The organism is Prevotella pallens ATCC 700821, from assembly GCF_000220255.1.
Taxonomy (GTDB): domain Bacteria; phylum Bacteroidota; class Bacteroidia; order Bacteroidales; family Bacteroidaceae; genus Prevotella; species Prevotella pallens.
The window spans coordinates 1,665,247-1,681,800 of sequence record NZ_GL982513.1 but is presented as its reverse complement, the minus strand read 5'-3'; the positions used below and the strand labels follow the sequence as shown (position 1 = coordinate 1,681,800).

Annotated in this window: 12 protein-coding genes and 2 pseudogenes; 7 read left to right on the top strand and 7 right to left on the bottom strand. The window is 39.5% G+C overall.

Features of this window, described 5'->3' with window-relative positions; translation table 11 throughout:
• A pseudogene (locus HMPREF9144_RS06580) lies at window positions 1-341 on the bottom strand (hypothetical protein); the annotation flags it as partial.
• Between the two features lie 612 nt (window positions 342-953).
• Between HMPREF9144_RS06580 and HMPREF9144_RS06575 the strand changes: the two are divergent.
• A complete protein-coding gene (locus tag HMPREF9144_RS06575) occupies window positions 954-6,656 on the top strand; it encodes a P-loop domain-containing protein (RefSeq protein ID WP_006045135.1) in 5,703 nt (1,900 codons plus the stop codon).
• Between the two features lie 171 nt (window positions 6,657-6,827).
• Here HMPREF9144_RS06575 and HMPREF9144_RS06570 read toward each other — a convergent pair.
• Window positions 6,828-8,534, bottom strand: a pseudogene (locus HMPREF9144_RS06570) (helicase-related protein); the annotation flags it as partial.
• 339 nt (window positions 8,535-8,873) lie between these two features.
• Here HMPREF9144_RS06570 and HMPREF9144_RS06565 point away from each other — a divergent pair.
• The 6 genes from HMPREF9144_RS06565 (at window position 8,874) to HMPREF9144_RS06540 (ending at window position 13,735) form a co-directional block, all read left to right on the top strand.
• A complete protein-coding gene (locus HMPREF9144_RS06565) occupies window positions 8,874-9,068 on the top strand; it encodes a helix-turn-helix transcriptional regulator (RefSeq protein WP_004351958.1) in 195 nt (64 codons plus the stop codon).
• 203 nt (window positions 9,069-9,271) lie between these two features.
• Complete coding sequence (locus HMPREF9144_RS06560) at window positions 9,272-10,288, top strand: sensor histidine kinase (protein WP_006045133.1); 1,017 nt, start codon at window positions 9,272-9,274, stop codon at window positions 10,286-10,288.
• On the top strand, window positions 10,285-11,034 hold the full coding sequence (locus HMPREF9144_RS06555) for a LytR/AlgR family response regulator transcription factor (protein ID WP_006045132.1): 750 nt from the start codon (window positions 10,285-10,287) through the stop codon (window positions 11,032-11,034). The genes HMPREF9144_RS06560 and HMPREF9144_RS06555 overlap by 4 nt, the downstream gene beginning before the upstream one ends.
• Before the next feature lie 11 nt (window positions 11,035-11,045).
• Window positions 11,046-11,381 (top strand): hypothetical protein, encoded by a 336-nt coding sequence (locus HMPREF9144_RS06550; RefSeq protein WP_006045131.1) that lies wholly within the window; start codon window positions 11,046-11,048, stop codon window positions 11,379-11,381.
• 171 nt (window positions 11,382-11,552) lie between these two features.
• The gene (locus tag HMPREF9144_RS06545) at window positions 11,553-13,172 is read left to right on the top strand and encodes a hypothetical protein (RefSeq protein ID WP_006045130.1); all 1,620 of its coding nucleotides are present in this window, start codon (window positions 11,553-11,555) and stop codon (window positions 13,170-13,172) included.
• Window positions 13,173-13,177: 5 nt separating this feature from the next.
• Window positions 13,178-13,735 carry a hypothetical protein gene (locus HMPREF9144_RS06540; RefSeq protein ID WP_009013255.1) on the top strand — a complete coding sequence of 186 codons (558 nt, stop codon included), beginning with the start codon at window positions 13,178-13,180 and terminating at the stop codon, window positions 13,733-13,735.
• A gap of 180 nt (window positions 13,736-13,915) precedes the next feature.
• Here HMPREF9144_RS06540 and HMPREF9144_RS06535 read toward each other — a convergent pair whose 3' ends face one another.
• From HMPREF9144_RS06535 to HMPREF9144_RS06515, 5 genes are all read right to left on the bottom strand, one after another.
• The gene (locus tag HMPREF9144_RS06535; RefSeq protein WP_006045128.1) at window positions 13,916-14,332 is read right to left on the bottom strand and encodes a plasmid mobilization protein; all 417 of its coding nucleotides are present in this window, start codon (window positions 14,330-14,332) and stop codon (window positions 13,916-13,918) included.
• A gap of 200 nt (window positions 14,333-14,532) precedes the next feature.
• The gene (locus tag HMPREF9144_RS06530; RefSeq protein ID WP_006045127.1) at window positions 14,533-15,042 is read right to left on the bottom strand and encodes a DUF3408 domain-containing protein; all 510 of its coding nucleotides are present in this window, start codon (window positions 15,040-15,042) and stop codon (window positions 14,533-14,535) included.
• Window positions 15,030-15,344 (bottom strand): helix-turn-helix domain-containing protein, encoded by a 315-nt coding sequence (locus HMPREF9144_RS06525; RefSeq protein ID WP_006045126.1) that lies wholly within the window; start codon window positions 15,342-15,344, stop codon window positions 15,030-15,032. Before HMPREF9144_RS06525 ends, HMPREF9144_RS06530 begins: the two co-directional genes overlap by 13 nt.
• Before the next feature lie 20 nt (window positions 15,345-15,364).
• Entirely contained in the window at window positions 15,365-15,634 is a 270-nt protein-coding gene (locus HMPREF9144_RS06520) for a helix-turn-helix domain-containing protein (RefSeq protein WP_006045125.1), read from the bottom strand.
• 658 nt (window positions 15,635-16,292) lie between these two features.
• The coding region (locus HMPREF9144_RS06515) for a DUF1896 family protein (protein WP_006045124.1) at window positions 16,293-16,554 on the bottom strand (262 nt) is incomplete at its 5' end.

The window sequence follows — 16,554 nt, the reverse complement described above, 5'->3', positions numbered from 1 at the left end:
TGTTTTGTTGATATAACATTAAAACCGAATCCCGTACTTATTGAATAGTCTTCACGAGACATAGATAAAATCCGATTACCTTCAGGAATATTCGTCAATTTCAATTCTGTACCATCATCGGTAGATCCGAATAAGTCGGTAGTCCAAAAAAGACGATTGCTGATATAATACTTGGATAGAAAACCGATGCCAAAGCCCGAACTGAATGAGTTTTCGTATGGATTGCCTATTTTTGTATAGGTTTGCAAACCTCCATATATGCCTAATTCTAATGTTTTCTTTTGGGCTGCTATAGGCAAAGTCAAAATTAGCGAAAATAAAATAATTGTAATCCTTTTCATATTTCTACATTTCTTGATCTATTGTAAATTCACTCTTCGTGTCTATTATATCACTTTACATATGTGCGTATTTACACGGTTTTGTGCAGTGAAAATAAGGAGATTGATCAGACTATCCAAGAAAAATCGTCACGTGAAGACTAAATGACAATCAGGCGTCTATGATTTCATAATCACACATTCGTCAACAAAGAATAAAGTGCTAAAGAGGAATTAATCATTTCTCTCAAGCAGATTCAAGCATTTTTTTTGTATCCTACGCATACGAATTACTCTTAACTCGTTCGTCATTCGCATTTTTTCTATAATATTGAAAATAGGATAATATAACATTAGTTCTGATTCCTCTATCCTCAAAGGAGAAAAGTAATCTATACTAAAAGAGTAAGAAGGCCGTTAAATGCCTCCATGATTTGAAAAATACCGCCAAATGGGGTTAATTTCTCGGATTTAATTGCTATCTTTGCCATGTCGTGCGTTTTTTATCTTATTTGATTTACAGCAACTAAGCTAAGTGAAATAATCGACATAACAAAATCATTGGCAACTTATTACTGCCCATGTACTTATAAAAATATCAAACTAATATAACTGCGGAATTAAGGTTATAATATGTCCCAAGTTTCAGCTACAGGAGAACGTGCGGCGATGAGTGGATATAAGCATCAATATGACTTGTTCGCTCAACGCATATATGACGAGATGATAAACAACAATCTCGTCAGGATCAGTGTGGCTTCTGATGAAGTAGGGAAACTTGATGATATATTCTATGAGACAAGGAAAGCAATTTTCGCTTACCAGATAAAGTGGTCGATAGACAAAGATGCTATTATGAGCATCACCGATTTCAAAGAATTGGTGGTAGATATAGCAAAAAGCTGGAAACGCATTCAACAGGGCAAAGAAAAACCTGTGATGCCATTCCTGCTTACTAATCGTCATGTCAGCGATAAATATGATATTGATGCTGAAATCAAAGGTATAAAGGATAAAACCGAATTAACAGATGAGGAATTCAGTGAGTTCGCGAAGGTATTTCAGTTTGTTGAGAGAAGTGGATGTGAGGAATTCCTAGTAACTAATGCTGATACAAATATCCGCACTTCGGATGTTTTGAAGTTACATAGACTGATAGAAGAAACAGCCGGAGGAAATGAAAGGCGAGTGGAATTCACATGTGCGGAACTTATTGAAAAATTAAATTGGCAGTATCGTTTCAATCGGCGTTTTAATCACGACCTATTTGTGGATGAGGATCATTATGTGCCCATCCATAAGACTGTGGAAAAACTAAACGCTGCGATAGAGACCCATCACTCGGGTTACATATTTTTACAAGGTATGCCTGGCTCTGGCAAGTCCTCGCTGCTAAGTCATTTCGCACGCTATTCCCGTTACAATATTGTAACATACTATGCTTTTGACTTTGTTAATCCGTCAAGCCCTGATAATATATTCCTTCGTGGTGAGGCCGTGAGCTTGTTTCATGACTTGGTACTGGCGCTCAATGAGCGAGGCTACAATTACTCCGGACATATCGTAAGCAATGACCTGAAGGAACTTAGGGATACGTTCTTTGCCCAGCTATCCCAGATGCACAATAACTATGTTAAGGATGGCAACAGAACAATCATCGTCATAGACGGACTTGACCATATCATCAGGGAATACAAGGACTGTGAACATGAGTTTATAGCATTGCTGCCATCGCCCAAGAGCATTCCTGAAGGCATAACCATCATTTTGGGTAGCCAACATTTTAATGAATCGCTAACATTGCTAGAAGATATTCATGCGGAATATAAAGATGAATCCAGAGTAGTGATGATGGATGCTCTGACGGGTGAGGAAATGGTGGCACTGATAGATAAAACTTTACCCGCAGAAGTCATCTCCAAAGAAAATACGGATGAAATAATCAGTAAATCACAGGGCCATCCGCTATATCTTACTTATATTATTGAGGCTCTAAGAAGATCGGATGACCTGGCGTCAACACTGAAGAACTTGCCTGAATACAATAAGGACGTTGAAACCTATTATCGCAGCATTATATCGAAGATTCTTGCTGAAAGCTGCGAGCTGACGCATCTGTTGGGCTTGTTATCACGAATCAATGATGAAGTTCACTGGGAGTTTATAAAGGAATGGAGCCCATCGGAGAACGTTGTCAGAACATTTGTGACGAGTATAAAGCCTTTACTGCGTTATAACGAGAACTCACATTCATTAAGTTTCTTCCATAATTCCTTCCGACAATTCCTTTTAGGAGAAACCGGACGTGATGCCATGACAGGCGACATGGATAAGCAGAAAGCACAGGGCTACTATTCTGAACTTGCTGATTTATATCTGAAGTCGGGAGTGGAAAAGCATTGGCTGGCATTTCAGTATCTTTATTTGGCGAACAGATATGAAGACTTCCTTAATATGGCAACACCATCAGAACTCAGCCAAGAGGTGTCGCAGTTCCGTCCGCTCAGTGAAATAGAAAAAGACGCTGTGTATGGTCTTTATATAGGTCGAAACCTAAACGATCCCTATATAGTGCTACGTTATATGCTGGCAAAGTCGGAAGTGGAGCAGCGCAAGAATCAGGATTATTCTGCGTTAACTTTCACTGATGATTTCATCGATCTTGGTGAATATGAACTTGCCAAGAATCTTCTGCACAGGGGCAACTCCTTGCTGTGTAATGAAACTGGTGCGCTGATCAGCTCACGAAAGTTCTATGCAGCAGGAGACATTGAGGAAGCCCGACTTCTGCTGGATTTAGCATATCCGAGGTTTCTGTATGTGAGAAATGATAAACTGGGATATACCGATAATTTCAACCATCGCCTAGAGGTGTTGAAGGAATGGATGCGGACAGCATCTTATTTTTATGGTGACGAACAGCTAAACGGCTATCTCGCATCCTTTACCAAGAACCTTTTTGATTCGCAGGAAAGAAGTTATGAACGTTATTCTTCTGAGAGCATTTATGCTGCCCTGGAAGAATCGGTAATGCTAGGCCTCTTTGATAAAGGAGATACCGACAGGTTTAAGTCGCGGCTGCAAACCTTAATTTTAAATATTGAGAAAAACCCATATACGCCATTCAGCATATTGAGGTACGTGTTAAATGGATGTCGGGCGATAGACGATACGGAAAATGCAAAAAAATATTTTGAGATTCTCAGAAAGATATACGACGACACAGACCCACATCAGAGAATAATAATCGCTTATGATAGTTGGCTGCTATATCACGATGTTGATGAGGTGAAAGCAATTATCGAAGGCTTGGAGTTCGGGCAACTTTCAACCCCCGTAAAGCTGGAGATGGAAACTCCGCTTGTGAATTTCCGTCCTATGTACAGACTCGCATTCTTGCGTAGACTATGCGGATTTGATGATAGCGTGGTGGAGGCGGTGCCTAAGGCGGATATCAAGGATGGAGGTCATGAGACGATAACAACATTTGCTCGTAATCTCTGCATTCTTGCCAAGACTGCGGCTGATGGTGAACTTGGCAAGGGCTTGAGTTATGATTTCAACCAGATAATGAAGTCGCTGTTACTTTTCTTTAGGAGCATCGACAATAGGGATGTGCATCTTTACGCACTGAACAAATATCGTATAGACTATTATAAAATCGCGATAAGTGTGGCTGCCCGATTTGGAAATGAAGGTATTGCCCATATCCGAAAGGTAATACGCGAAGTTTTTACCGAAACAAATGCCTATTCGGATTTGAAGAGAGAGGCCGCATTGAAGCTGTTCAGATATGACGGCGATTCCGAATTATTAAGAAAATGCCTTCTGGAGGTGGAAACCACTATGCTGGAAGGACAGGATCAGAACGGCAGGATGGAGCAATTCACAAAACAAGGCAGAGCCTGGCTAAGATATGGTGACAAGGATAAGGGCATAGACTGCTTCAGAAGAGTGCTGAATGACACTTTCTGTGTAGGCTATAGCAAAGATTACCAAGTGTCTTGGTTTACGGAATATACAAGAGAAATAAACAGGATAGAACCGGAGCGAAGCATTGAGCGGCTGAAGTGGATAACACTGAGGCTAAAATATGTTGATACCATTACAGACCAATCTTCCCTTTCAGATATTGTAGATGAACTGCTCAAGGCTGCATTCTCTTACAATATTGCCTCCGGTTTGAATATGTATTTGTGGATGTTAGACCGTGAGTTTACCACTTTTGTCAATGGTTTTGCCTATATGATAGAAGGAATATTGACGGAAGTTGAAACGAAAGAGGAATATGGAATGCTTGTAGAACTGTTTTGTAGATTGTTCCTGTTTGTTGATGATTATGAGGATGGGCATCCTTATCTCTTGAAAAAGATTCTGAAGAAGGGAATTGCTTTGTATGACGGTAAACTTCCTGATGAAATAAAAAGAAAGATAGATCATGCTGTAAAAACCGAATGTACTGAGAACGTTCAGGAGTCTTATTCAAAGATAGAACTCGGCGAAGCTCCTTTAGATAATGAACGAATCCCGAAAGGCTCTGGCGACGATGACGCGTTTACCTGGATAAACAAGGGTGAGGATGCTTATAGGGATGGAAATATGACAGAGGCATGGAAATGTGCTGAAAAGGCTATCAGACTGTCAAGATCGTCGGGCTGGATAAAGTTCTACGATGGTGGCAGCAGAATATTTACGTTTCGCCTGATGGGCATGATAGATAAGGACAAGGCTCAGGAATTAGCCCTGAAAACATTGGTGGACGACCTTGCCCATGGCTATTCCTACGGTATGACTCAGCATATTGATGATATATTGTCGTTGGTGACTGACGAGGTTGATAAAAGTAAGGTATATGCCGAATGGCAGAGTTACATGAATAGATTGCTGTGCGAAGAAAGCGCTGTAAAGGGCGATTATCCGGCTATTAACACTGAGCCAAGTGGCGTTTCGGACATCATTATCAGATTTATCTTGATTCTTGGACGTTCTTTAGTGAACCCGGTCAGAGAGCGTGCTTCCTATTTGTTGGCTTTACTTCTTAATCATGGCTGCGATAAGATAGTTGACTATCTTAGGGTCGAAAATAACAATAAACTGACCCTTGATGTTGGAAAGTTTCTGCTTGAAGAGAATTCTCCTAAACTGACTATGCTTGGATATATAGTTAAGCCATTGGCTCTTTCGCGTAATATATTATGGCGAATGTATGCAGTGGACATCCTGAATGCACTTCATCTGGATACTCCTGACGTGCCGAGAATAAACCGACCTGCCATATATAATCTTCAGTACGAGGAAAATGACTATAGGCTATTGGATAACAAGGGAAAGAATATAAAGCAAAAAGAAAACGACCACAAAATTGGTTCGCCGTTTGTCGATTTTCTATGTGAGATTTTTCACGTATCGGAAGATATCATTTATTATCGAGCAAATCAGCTGGCTCTTCATTATACCTCAGAACATGATATGACTGACGAGGCTGATAGCCGTCTTCGGACTCATTTGGATAAGATATATCTTAAGATGTCGTTCCTGCATACCTATTCTGAGGGCGTTCTGAATGGTATTATGGAGGCGGCAGGGGAGTTACTGGACAGTAGTTCAATGACTCTTGAGGCATTGAGGCCAGTTTTCACTCTTTATGATTATGCTGTGTCGACATGGTCTGTGGAAGAGAAACCGACTTTTATTCATCATATTGAGATAGACGAATATCATATTCTACCCAAAAATTGGGAAAATGAAGCCTCAAAATGTTCAAGGCTGAATACTACCCTTGCTGACTATTCAAGCAAAGTGGTTATCGGCGAATCAACTTTGCTGACATCAACCAATGATGGACTGCCGAGTGAAGAGTATCTGCAAATGATAGTTCCGGAAGGTTTTGCTAATGAAGGAAGAAATTTTTTCGGCGACATGCCTTATCATCGTTTGAGCAAAGACTATTATCATCTTAGATGCCACGAATGTCAGCCTCCAGTCGTAATAAGGGAAAGCTTCTTTGTGCAGTTCTCACATAAGACATCATGGATAGCTTTCAATCCTCAGTTGGCCAAAGAGCTAAATTGGGAACCTATGGAGGATTGTCTATTCGGCTGGAAGAATAAAGATGATGAATTGATGGTGGAGTCAATCTATTGGAATCATGGTAACACCCAGAACATGGGTTTGCGATGGACTGAGTCTGGCGAAGGATGGATCGTTGTGGCAACGCCTAAGGCTGTGGAATCTATAAAACAATTTTATGGCGTTAATCTGGTTCAGAGTAAGAGAGTGGTAAGAACTTATAAAGGTGCTACCCAGTTGTATAAATGTTTAGAGCGTTTAGGCTAAAATAGCAAATATTTACTTTATCTGTAAGCAATAAACTAAACAAACTCAAGAAAGCTTTTCCCGAAGCCTTTTCTATTGGACAAAAACAAGTGAGCTTCTAAATAGTTAGATTTTGGCAAAAATAGAATATCTTGCTAAAATCTAACTCGCATTACTCTTGTTCATAAGGACTTAGTGTCTCCATCTAGGGCGGATGCTTTGATAGTGGTTGTCTTCTTCCTTTTCTTGTGTATGAGTGGTACTACTCTTCATTGACGTGGAAAATTCATTATTGGATATGTCCCTTTCCTCCTCCTTATCCTCTTTGTTATCTGTAATCGTCAAAGCAATCTTTCTGTCCAGCTCTGCCGACTGCCCTTTGAGCGAGCGAAGCTCTTCTTCTTTCTTCCACGTTCCATTAGCAATAGCAGTGTAGATGTCCTTATTGACTGCAACCTTTTCTTTCTCCTTCTCGTGCGATTCTATCACTTTCGGGATACGTCCCAACGCACCCAAGAAGTTCTCACACGCAAGTTTCGGGTCTGTAGCCAACTTACCATTATTATAGGTATAGTAGATACTCTCCTGCCCCTTGACAAAGAAACGGTTCACGGAGCAGTCAAACAAGTCCTTGGAAGTGCTCTCTGTCTTGACCATTATGGAAAAACCATAAACTTCACCGATTTTGTTGTACTCTCCTTTGGTGCGTGCTTTTTCGTCTATCTCCTGCAGACGTGCGGCAATGGCCTTGATGTCTGTACTGTCTTCCACACCTTTGATTATTAGTTTATTGATGGGCTGTCCATCGGCATCACGCTCCACACGCTTCTCAAAGAGAGCTAAGTCAGACTGTGCCTCTTTAATTTTGTCTGTATGGAAGGACACGGAACTCTCAATCTCTGCCAACTTGCCGTTTGCGGCATCACGCTCACGGAGGAAGTTCTTGCGCTCTGATTCCAAGGTGGTAATCTTCTTATCCAATCTTGCTTTCTCTAAAAGGTCGGTATTACCTGAAAGCACTGCTACATACTCGGAGAAGTTCATGCCGCTGTCCTCATCCATTGAACCCTCATCAATGGTACGACTGCCAAGCGTGTTTGTCTTTAGCTGATTGATGAAGAGCTGCTTGTTATGCAGCAAATTGAACTTATAACTGTCCAAAGAACGCTCTACAGCGTAGATAATCACATCGACCTTGTTGTCCGCAAACTCTTTGGCGATAAGGTTTCCCTTGCGCACGGCTCGTCCGTTGCGTTGCTCTAAGTCCGAAGGTCGCCAAGGCGTGTCCAAATGATGGACCGCCACGGCACGTTGCTGGGCATTCACACCAGTACCCAACATAGAGGTAGAACCGAAGATAATGCGAATGTCACCACGGTTCATGGCATCTACCATCGCTTTCTTTGCCTTCTCGTTCTTGCACTCCTGAATGAAGTGTATCTCGTAGGACGGGATATGATAGTCTTCTACCAGCTTACGCTTGATTTCCGAATAGACATTGAAGTCTCCACCGGGCTTATAAGTACCTAAATCAGAGAAAACGAACTGCGTTCCTTTCTGTGCGTCGAACTTTTGGTAATAGTCATTGAGCATCTTAGCACAGTGACTTGCCTTGTTGTCGATATGATCTGAGTAAGCATTTTCATCTATCATGCGTAAATCAAGGCTCATCTTCCTCGCGTAGTCTGTTGCAATCAGCATCTTTGCCCTTTCCTCGCTCTCACTCAGAGGTACTCGTCCCAAGATTGTGGCATCGCCACTCTTAGCAAACTCCATCAGCTTGCCGATAAAAACCTCCTGCTCGGGTGTTGGCGGTATATTGTGTAGTATCTCATTCTTCTCTGGTCTGTCGATACCGATGTCTTTGGCGGTACGAAAATCGCAAATCTCCGCATAAAAGTAGTGTCTGTGAATGTAATCGACTGATTACTAATAGGAAACAGAATATATGATATAATAAGATGAACGATTAAGAAACGAGCGAGTTTCTTTTCCTTTCTTTATTCTGCAATGCTTCAAAGAACACGTTAATTCTATGTTGCAAAGATAATGATTTCTTTATGAAAAGCAGTAGGAATTAGAGAAAAAGTGCTTGTTGTTCCATTCTTTTTACTTTTCAAATAATTACAAAAGGATAGATATACAAAATAAATCTATAAATATATCGTAAAACAAGCGGTTTGATGAAATATAATTGTTATCTTTGCATTTGATAATTGTAAATCAAAAGCTTGGAAGATGAAACTGAACAGAATAAAACTTGTGCTTGTGGAAAAAGAAATTTCCCAAACGCAATTGGCAAAGGAACTTGGCAAGAGTTTCAGTACAATCAATGCGTATTGCAGCAATCGCAAACAACCCTCTTTAGACTTGCTGAATAAAATAGCGGAATATCTATCCGTGAATATCAAGGACTTAATTGTCGATAAATAAGAAGTAGGTATGGAAGATAAAATATTAAAGTCTGTTTCCTGCGAGGACGTCAGGGTGAAATTCCAACTCTCATGTATCTTATGGGTATGAATCAAGTATGTTTCCTTTAAAGGTCTAAAAACGAAGTATGTCAGTACCTTCCTGCACTTATTTAATCATAAAATTGAGTGTTTTGACAATTCGTTATAAATTTAGAGCAAAAAATGAAAACAAAACATCAGATTAAACAATGGTTGCTAATCACTATCATGACATTTTTTCTTTATGATGTGATATGGCTTGCTGGAGATTATGATGATTTTTCACGGAGTGTTTTAAACCATTCAAGTGAAATTATTGAAGATTTTGTTTATTGCTCATTATTCTCCTTGACAAGCATTTTTATATGTAATCAGCTTATTAAACTGTCTGAGAAACGTCAGCATATAACAAATAAGCAATTAACAGGAATGGCATGGTATATAGTCTTTATAAATATAATTCTCGCTTTGATTTGTGAGTTTATTTATGAGGACGTAATTTGTAACAATCCCCCTGATGATGATTGTTGGGGAAACTCTTATATCTTTGCCTTAATTGCATCTTTCATTGGACTGATTAACGTGAATCATTACTATACAAAGATTGTTGAAAGTTACTACAATGAATATATATCGTTTAAGAAAAAATCTCTCAAAGCTCAGTTAAATCCACATTTTCTATTCAATAGCCTGAGTGTCTTGACTGAGTTGACAAGAGAAAACGGGACTAAGGCAGAAGAATTTACGCTTCGTCTTGCAAATGTGTACAGACATGTATTGAAGACAATTGACATGGATCTCGTCCCGTTGTCAGAAGCAATACTTTTTGCAAGAAATTATACTGACATTTTGCATGTGCGGTTCGGGGAGTCAGTTGTATTCCGTATTGCTAATTTCCCTATAAATAGTAATGAGTATATGTTGCCAATGAGCATACAACTCCTTGTTGAAAATGCGATTAAACATAATTTTGCTTCCCGTGAAAGCCCATTGATTATATGTATAGATCGCAAGGATGATAAAATAATAGTGTCAAACAACATGCAATCATGCAAAGACGATGTGGCGAGAATATCTTTTTCCTTGGGTATTGGATTGCAAAATTTGCAACAAAGATACATCCTCGAGACAGGAACAGGTATTGATATCAGGGAGTGCAACACAGAATTTAAAGTATACATTCCAATTATTGAAAAATGAATAAAATTGTTATTATAGAAGATGAGGCGTTAAGTGCAAAACGCCTCATTAGATTGATAAACGACTACGATGATTCCATTACAATCCTGGGGCCATTTCAAACAACTGATGAGGTCAAGAACTTTCTTGCAAGTGATCACGATTATGATTTAATCATATCAGACATAAGACTTGGCGCATACACTGTATTTGAAGCCTTTGAGTTGAACATGCCAACTTCCTTTGTCATTTTTACAACCACATATGATGAATATGCTATGAATGCTATAAAATCAAACGGCATAGATTATTTGCTTAAACCTGTGAATAGTAAAGAGCTATTCAACTCTTTGGATAAAATCAATATGCTATTACATCAAGATACTACGCCTACTGCACTGTCTGTAGTGGCACGGGACATGCAAATATGGCGTTCACGCTTTTTGGTTACAAAAGGGGATGAACTAGTTTCATTGAAGGCTGACGAAATTAGTTGCATTTATAGTGGAAAACGTCAAGTTGTGGCTTATAAGCATGATGGCGAAACCTATGTCATGAGCGACAAACTGTCTGATTTAGAAGAAACTCTCAATCCTGACGTTTTTTTTCGCATTAATCGACAATATATTGCAAACATCAATTACTTAGAAAAAATTTCATTCTTTTTCAGTTCTAAACTTCATGTCAAGATTAAAGGATGTAATGATAGCAATATAATAATAAGCAAGGACAAGGCTTGCAAATTCAAGCAATGGCTTAGCAAATAATTTATTGTCTTATGAAAAAAATAAAGAACACACATTTTTATATTTATGCTTGTAATTCATTGATTGCTTTGCTTTTAATGACATCATGTAGTACTTTTAAAGAGATAGTCAAAGAGGATATCGTCGAATCCATCACTGACCCCAAAACTGGAACGCCCGTTTTTACACGAGAGTATGATACGAAACCTTATCAAATTAATATTGGAGAAATCATAAAGGCTAGAAAAGAACAAAAAAAGGAAAAGAAACGAGAATTAATTGAGAATTACAAGATAGAGCAGACCGACAGTGCGCAAAAATTAAAGGTAGACTCAACAAGCAAGTGCAAATTCACGAGCCCCTTTTAAAAAAAGCTTGTAGTGGAACTTGCCAATTATTGGGAATGTATAAGTTAGAACACTAATTTTTCCGTCTCGCTGACATTTATTTCCGTTTCATGACATTTCAACTTGCAGAAATAGTATATGTTATATACTTTTGGTATGCTCTAAATTGTTTAATTCTAAATAAAACTCAACATGAAAAAATTAGCATTCTTTTTGTTGACTGCAAGTCTCATTACAGCTTGTTCGTCAGATGACCTTAGTCAGGATGTTACACCAGCACATGCAGTTAACCAATTAGCGAGTTCGTCAGTTTCGGTTTCAAACGAAGGGTACTTGGTGTTTCCTACAATCCAGAGTCTTCAAAATTTCGTGGAGCAATATTCAGAAGACAATACGAAAGCCTCCGCATACCACAAAGTTTTACCTAACACAAGAGCAACAGGTGGGGGTCATTTTGAATCTGTAGCAGATTTGAGTGAACGTCTTGCTAATGGTCGCCATAAAACACGCGCGAACTCTGAAGTTAGTATTGACAGAAAAGACAACAGCATATTCTATGAGGATCTAGAAGGACTGAATGAGTTGGAAGAGATGACCGAAGACGAATATAATGTTATGAAGGCGGAAAATTTGCTCTTTGATGATATTATGACGCATATGGTTGACACAACTCTTCGTGTATGCGTGGAAGGTAGACTTTATAAAATCACAGATCAGGGGACATTCTCCATTGATGTCAAGAAAGAGAAGCTGCTTGATGAATCTATCAGAACATTTAATCCTGAACTTAAGCTTAAAGTAAATCCAGGAGCTTCTGTCGCTCTTGATGAGAATGTTACTTTCACAAGAACATTCTCTGATAAAAGTATTCAATATTCTGAATTTGAGGCTGTAGACGAACCAATAACAGCAACTCTAACTCGAGCAGCATCTAATGACACATATACAGAGAATGCTTTTCACGTGGGTTATAATACGAACTCATATTTATGGAAGAATCATAGCGTGGTACAAAAGTTTTTCGATTGGCTCAGGGGCAAGGATGTGTCTCGCGAAAACTACTTCTCTAAAAAACATCGTGTTCAGATGGAAGTGTTTGATGTGAACTATGGATTTTATGCTAGTGCTGGTATAAAAGTAAATATGCAGAAAAGGAAAAAATTCTTAGGCATCCCATATTGGAAAGGAGAAAAAGCTTCCAAGATTGTAATTGGATTTAATGGTTTAGATGGAGTTATGAAATACAACAATCCAAGAAACTATTCTACCATTAATCCTACAATGAATACGAATTGGAATACTTTTACGGGTGCAATAAATAATATTCAGTCAAATTTTTTCTATGGCAACTATCATAAATTGAAGTTCATAAAAGATTGGACAGACGATATAATATGCTTGATTCCCGAAATTAAGATTGGAAATACTGATTGGCGTGAGAAGATAGGCAACAAACTTTATGAAGCACCAGCTAAGGCTGTTTATTCTCAACTAAAATCATTGGAGAACAAGTATATCTATTCTCCAGTAAAGAAAAGAATTACATCAACAGATCCTATGATGGCTTACTTAGTATGGGGTAACACAAATATTGAGTTTAATAAGGAACATCCGTATATTACCGGAGTGAAAGAATATACTAATTGTAAATCAAGATCGGTAATCTTTGATAGATCATTCGGATTTTCGTTTAGTAATGTTGGAGGCGTTTCTGGTTTCCTTCCTTCCGAGTTTGATATAAAAAAACTGGATGTGTTTGGTGCTGCTTATTATGACCGTCAGTGGCGTGGAGTCCGTTTCTATAAATATTGATAATTATGCTAAGATATATTGTCTTTTCGATTATGACAATGCTATCTCTAGTGTGTAACGCACAAAAGATACCTGTCAAATGTTTTGAAACTGAATTTGATTTTGGTGTTACTTTGCCTCTTGATCAGTATCATGGTGGGAAGAAATTAGTTGGCCCATCATTAGCAGTAAATCTTCGATATAACATCAAGGATACACCTTGGGACTGTGGCCTTTTACTGCAAACAGATGGAGCACGACGTGATTTCTGGCATGATAAAAATAGTGATAATTGGCAGTCTAATAGAACTATGGTTTTGGCCGCTAATGGTGGTTACAACTTTCGGCAAGGACAAAAAGTGAATCCTTTCATTAGCGTTGCTTTAGGTGTTGGATTTAATCAAGTTGTTGGAGATAAGTTCATGGATATAAATGCAACGTCTCCTGTTATCATGCCAAAAATTGGTGTGGAATTATGGCATATGCTTAGAATAAATTCACATGTCATGGTAACTCGTAAGGGATTTAACACATATGGATTAACTCTTGGATTAGTCTTGGGCGGACGACCTAGTAAGAACTAAATGTAAGAACTGTTGTTATAAAGATAGAGGGTAAGTAAAAACAGCAATACTACTTATCCTCTATCCATCTTTTATCTGTATTAAACAGAAAACAAATTGTAACTTAACGTGAGTTCGACAAAATCAGATGTTTTAATCCGTCGAACTCACGTTAAATTATGATTTACCCAACAGTTCTATCTACTCCGTATTAGAATACTCCTCCGTTAGTTTTATCGCTTGCACTTGCAGTTTAATAATAGCTTCAGAATAGGCTTCGAGTTTGCAGAGCATTCTTTTTGCAGTAGCGGCAGAGTGATAACTGTTTAGGGTCTTGACTGCTTCGTTATAGAAAAAACCAATCTTGTGAATTTGAGATATTATGTTAGAGAGATCACGCAAGTATTTCTCATCCGACTTGTTTTCTGTGATAACTTTGAATGGTTCTCCAAGTAATCTTGCCCTTAGATAATCGCTCTTGGTTTTTGCTCCCGACTTTTGATATAGCTCAATAACTTTCTGCTGGTCGTGAGGATTGGGTATTCTGATGTGCCATCTGTCCCATTTGGGGTTGGTGGAACATCTGCCATCAGGCTTGTTTATGTTCTTTCTTTTCATCGTTTCTATGTTTTCTAATCACGACTTTGGAGTGATTTAATCCCCTTTCGGGGCAAGGGTCTTTGTGGTACAAATGACAATTTGTGGTACAAAGACACACCTTGCTGATGTAGAAAATGGGATTATAAGCCCCTGCTGTGTTACTGCATTCATTGAATACAGTAACTCGGCGTAGGCTTGCATTCGAGGAATGCAGTAATTCAGAGTTTCCTCCATCTTTCCACATCTTCCTTGTATTGGTCGAGGTGTTCCCGCAGTACCTGTTCGACATATCCCGAAACGCTCGCTCCATGCTTACCGATTCTCCGTACCACGAAGTCTAACTTTCGTTGGGTTTCCTCTGATACATACACGGCTTTGCGGTGGCTGTTGCGAAAGGGCTGGAGATATTTCCCCTGAAACTCGGATAATTGCTTTCTGTCCTTTGTTTTTCCCATTCTTTGATGAAATTCTTCGGTAGAAGTAGCCCTTTCTGTTGGCGACAACGCTGTTTCTTGATAGGACGGTTGAGAAAAATCCTTGTTACTCTCCTTGTCATTTTGTTCCTCAACTTTATCAACAGGCTCAAACCTTCTCTTTTCCTCTTCATAATCGAAGGGCTGGTCAAAATCGGGTAACTCTTCGGGCTTGCGGAGCTTAACGCCATAATTTCCCATATCTCTAATGGCTTGTTCCAAGCGTTGTTTCCTTTTTTCATCTATTCTTGCCATAATTTCTTGGGTATCGGGTTATAGTGTTTTTCAAGCATGGCTTGTATGTCGCTCTGCTTGTAGAGTATCTTCCCTCCGATTTTGTAGAAAGGAAGTATTCTTGCATTTCTGTACTCTTGGAGCGTGCGTGTGCTGAGCCGTAATTGCCTGCACACTTCCTCGCTCGAAAGGTAAACCTCGCCATCTAACATCGGACGAGCTGTGGCACAATACCGCTCCAACTTCTTCAAAGTGCCTTCCATCAGTTGTGCAAACATCTGCATCTGAGGGTCTTCCCGCGTAATGATTTCATTCTCTGCCATAATTCATTCATTCTTTGATTTCAATCCTTGACTGCATTCAGCATTTCACAGATGTCGGTCTGTTTGTAATAACACTTGTGTCCAATCATGGAGAAAGGGATTTTGCCCGTATCTCGGTATGATTGTAGGGTACGCTTGCTGATGCCTAAACGCTTGCACACGGCTTCGTTGTCGAGCCATTGCTCGGTCTCAGGAGGATTACCGATGAGTTTCTCCACACGATGGATAAAGTCTGCAAATTCGGAGCGATGTTGCCCCCACGCTTTGCGGTCGATGATAATGAGTTTCATTGCCTTAATTTTGTTTTGATTACTTTATTGTTACTCAGCAAACAAACTGTTATGCAGTCCATTGCCGTACTTCTCGGGTGCAAAAGTAAACCCTCGGAAGCACCGCTGCAAGAAATGAGGATAAGCAGGGAAATAGAGAGAAAGCAATAGAAAAACAAAGGAAATCCGTCTGTGTTATTGCGGTAATGAGATGAGGTGCCGGTTCGTTCCTTTTATTATTTTGTTGTTTTATCGATAATTCGATAGTTCGACAAATCGAGATATCGAAGTGTCGATAGATAGTTTTATCGATAGATTATTTTGACGATATATAGTTTTGACAACAGATAGTCATGACAACAAATTGTACAAACAATAGATAGTCCGTATTATCGTCAGTCCTATCTGTTGTTAGTTGTTACGCCTTGCGTCCAAAGAGCCTGAGTATGCCGTATTCTTGTCGTGCCTATCTCTCTACGGCAGCCCAGCCTTGCAAGGTTGGGAGAGATGAATACGACCGCATGGATATAGAAAATGGCAATACCACCTTGAAACAGAAAAATCCTGCGGTGGAGATTCTTCTCTCCATCCGCAGGACTCGACCTTTCAGGGCAGACAGGCTGCCGTTGTACCTTTGCACGATAAGAAACGGCATCAGGAACTTTGCGTGCGCCTTTGCCTACAACGCCTTCGGGCTTGCTTCCTCCGTCTGTTTGACCGTTGGCAGATTGTTGCTCTCGATGAGCAGCACTATCGTGCCTGTGAGTTCGGTGTAAAGACGGCCGTATTGCTCGTCAGAAGCCAATGTGTCCGTCAAACCGAACTTGTCGAATGTGGCTTGAATAGCCTTGTTCGACAACAGTATAGGTACGAGTTTCTCTGGGAGCGGTGCAGGAAGTTCCCTTTCAAACTCGTTTTCCAACACGGATATAAGCGTATCG

Excerpts from the sequence above, each read along its gene's own strand:
- HMPREF9144_RS06540 (WP_009013255.1), top strand. The coding sequence starts at position 13,178 with ATGCTAAGATATATTGTCTTTTCGATTATGACAATGCTATCTCTAGTG.
- HMPREF9144_RS06530 (WP_006045127.1), bottom strand. The coding sequence starts at position 15,042 with ATGGCAAGAATAGATGAAAAAAGGAAACAACGCTTGGAACAAGCCATT.
- HMPREF9144_RS06555 (WP_006045132.1), top strand. The coding sequence starts at position 10,285 with ATGAATAAAATTGTTATTATAGAAGATGAGGCGTTAAGTGCAAAACGC.
- HMPREF9144_RS06550 (WP_006045131.1), top strand. The coding sequence starts at position 11,046 with ATGAAAAAAATAAAGAACACACATTTTTATATTTATGCTTGTAATTCA.
- HMPREF9144_RS06575 (WP_006045135.1), top strand. The coding sequence starts at position 954 with ATGTCCCAAGTTTCAGCTACAGGAGAACGTGCGGCGATGAGTGGATAT.
- HMPREF9144_RS06535 (WP_006045128.1), bottom strand. The coding sequence starts at position 14,332 with ATGAAAAGAAAGAACATAAACAAGCCTGATGGCAGATGTTCCACCAAC.
- HMPREF9144_RS06520 (WP_006045125.1), bottom strand. The coding sequence starts at position 15,634 with ATGAAACTCATTATCATCGACCGCAAAGCGTGGGGGCAACATCGCTCC.
- HMPREF9144_RS06565 (WP_004351958.1), top strand. The coding sequence starts at position 8,874 with ATGAAACTGAACAGAATAAAACTTGTGCTTGTGGAAAAAGAAATTTCC.
- HMPREF9144_RS06525 (WP_006045126.1), bottom strand. The coding sequence starts at position 15,344 with ATGGCAGAGAATGAAATCATTACGCGGGAAGACCCTCAGATGCAGATG.
- HMPREF9144_RS06545 (WP_006045130.1), top strand. The coding sequence starts at position 11,553 with ATGAAAAAATTAGCATTCTTTTTGTTGACTGCAAGTCTCATTACAGCT.
- HMPREF9144_RS06560 (WP_006045133.1), top strand. The coding sequence starts at position 9,272 with ATGAAAACAAAACATCAGATTAAACAATGGTTGCTAATCACTATCATG.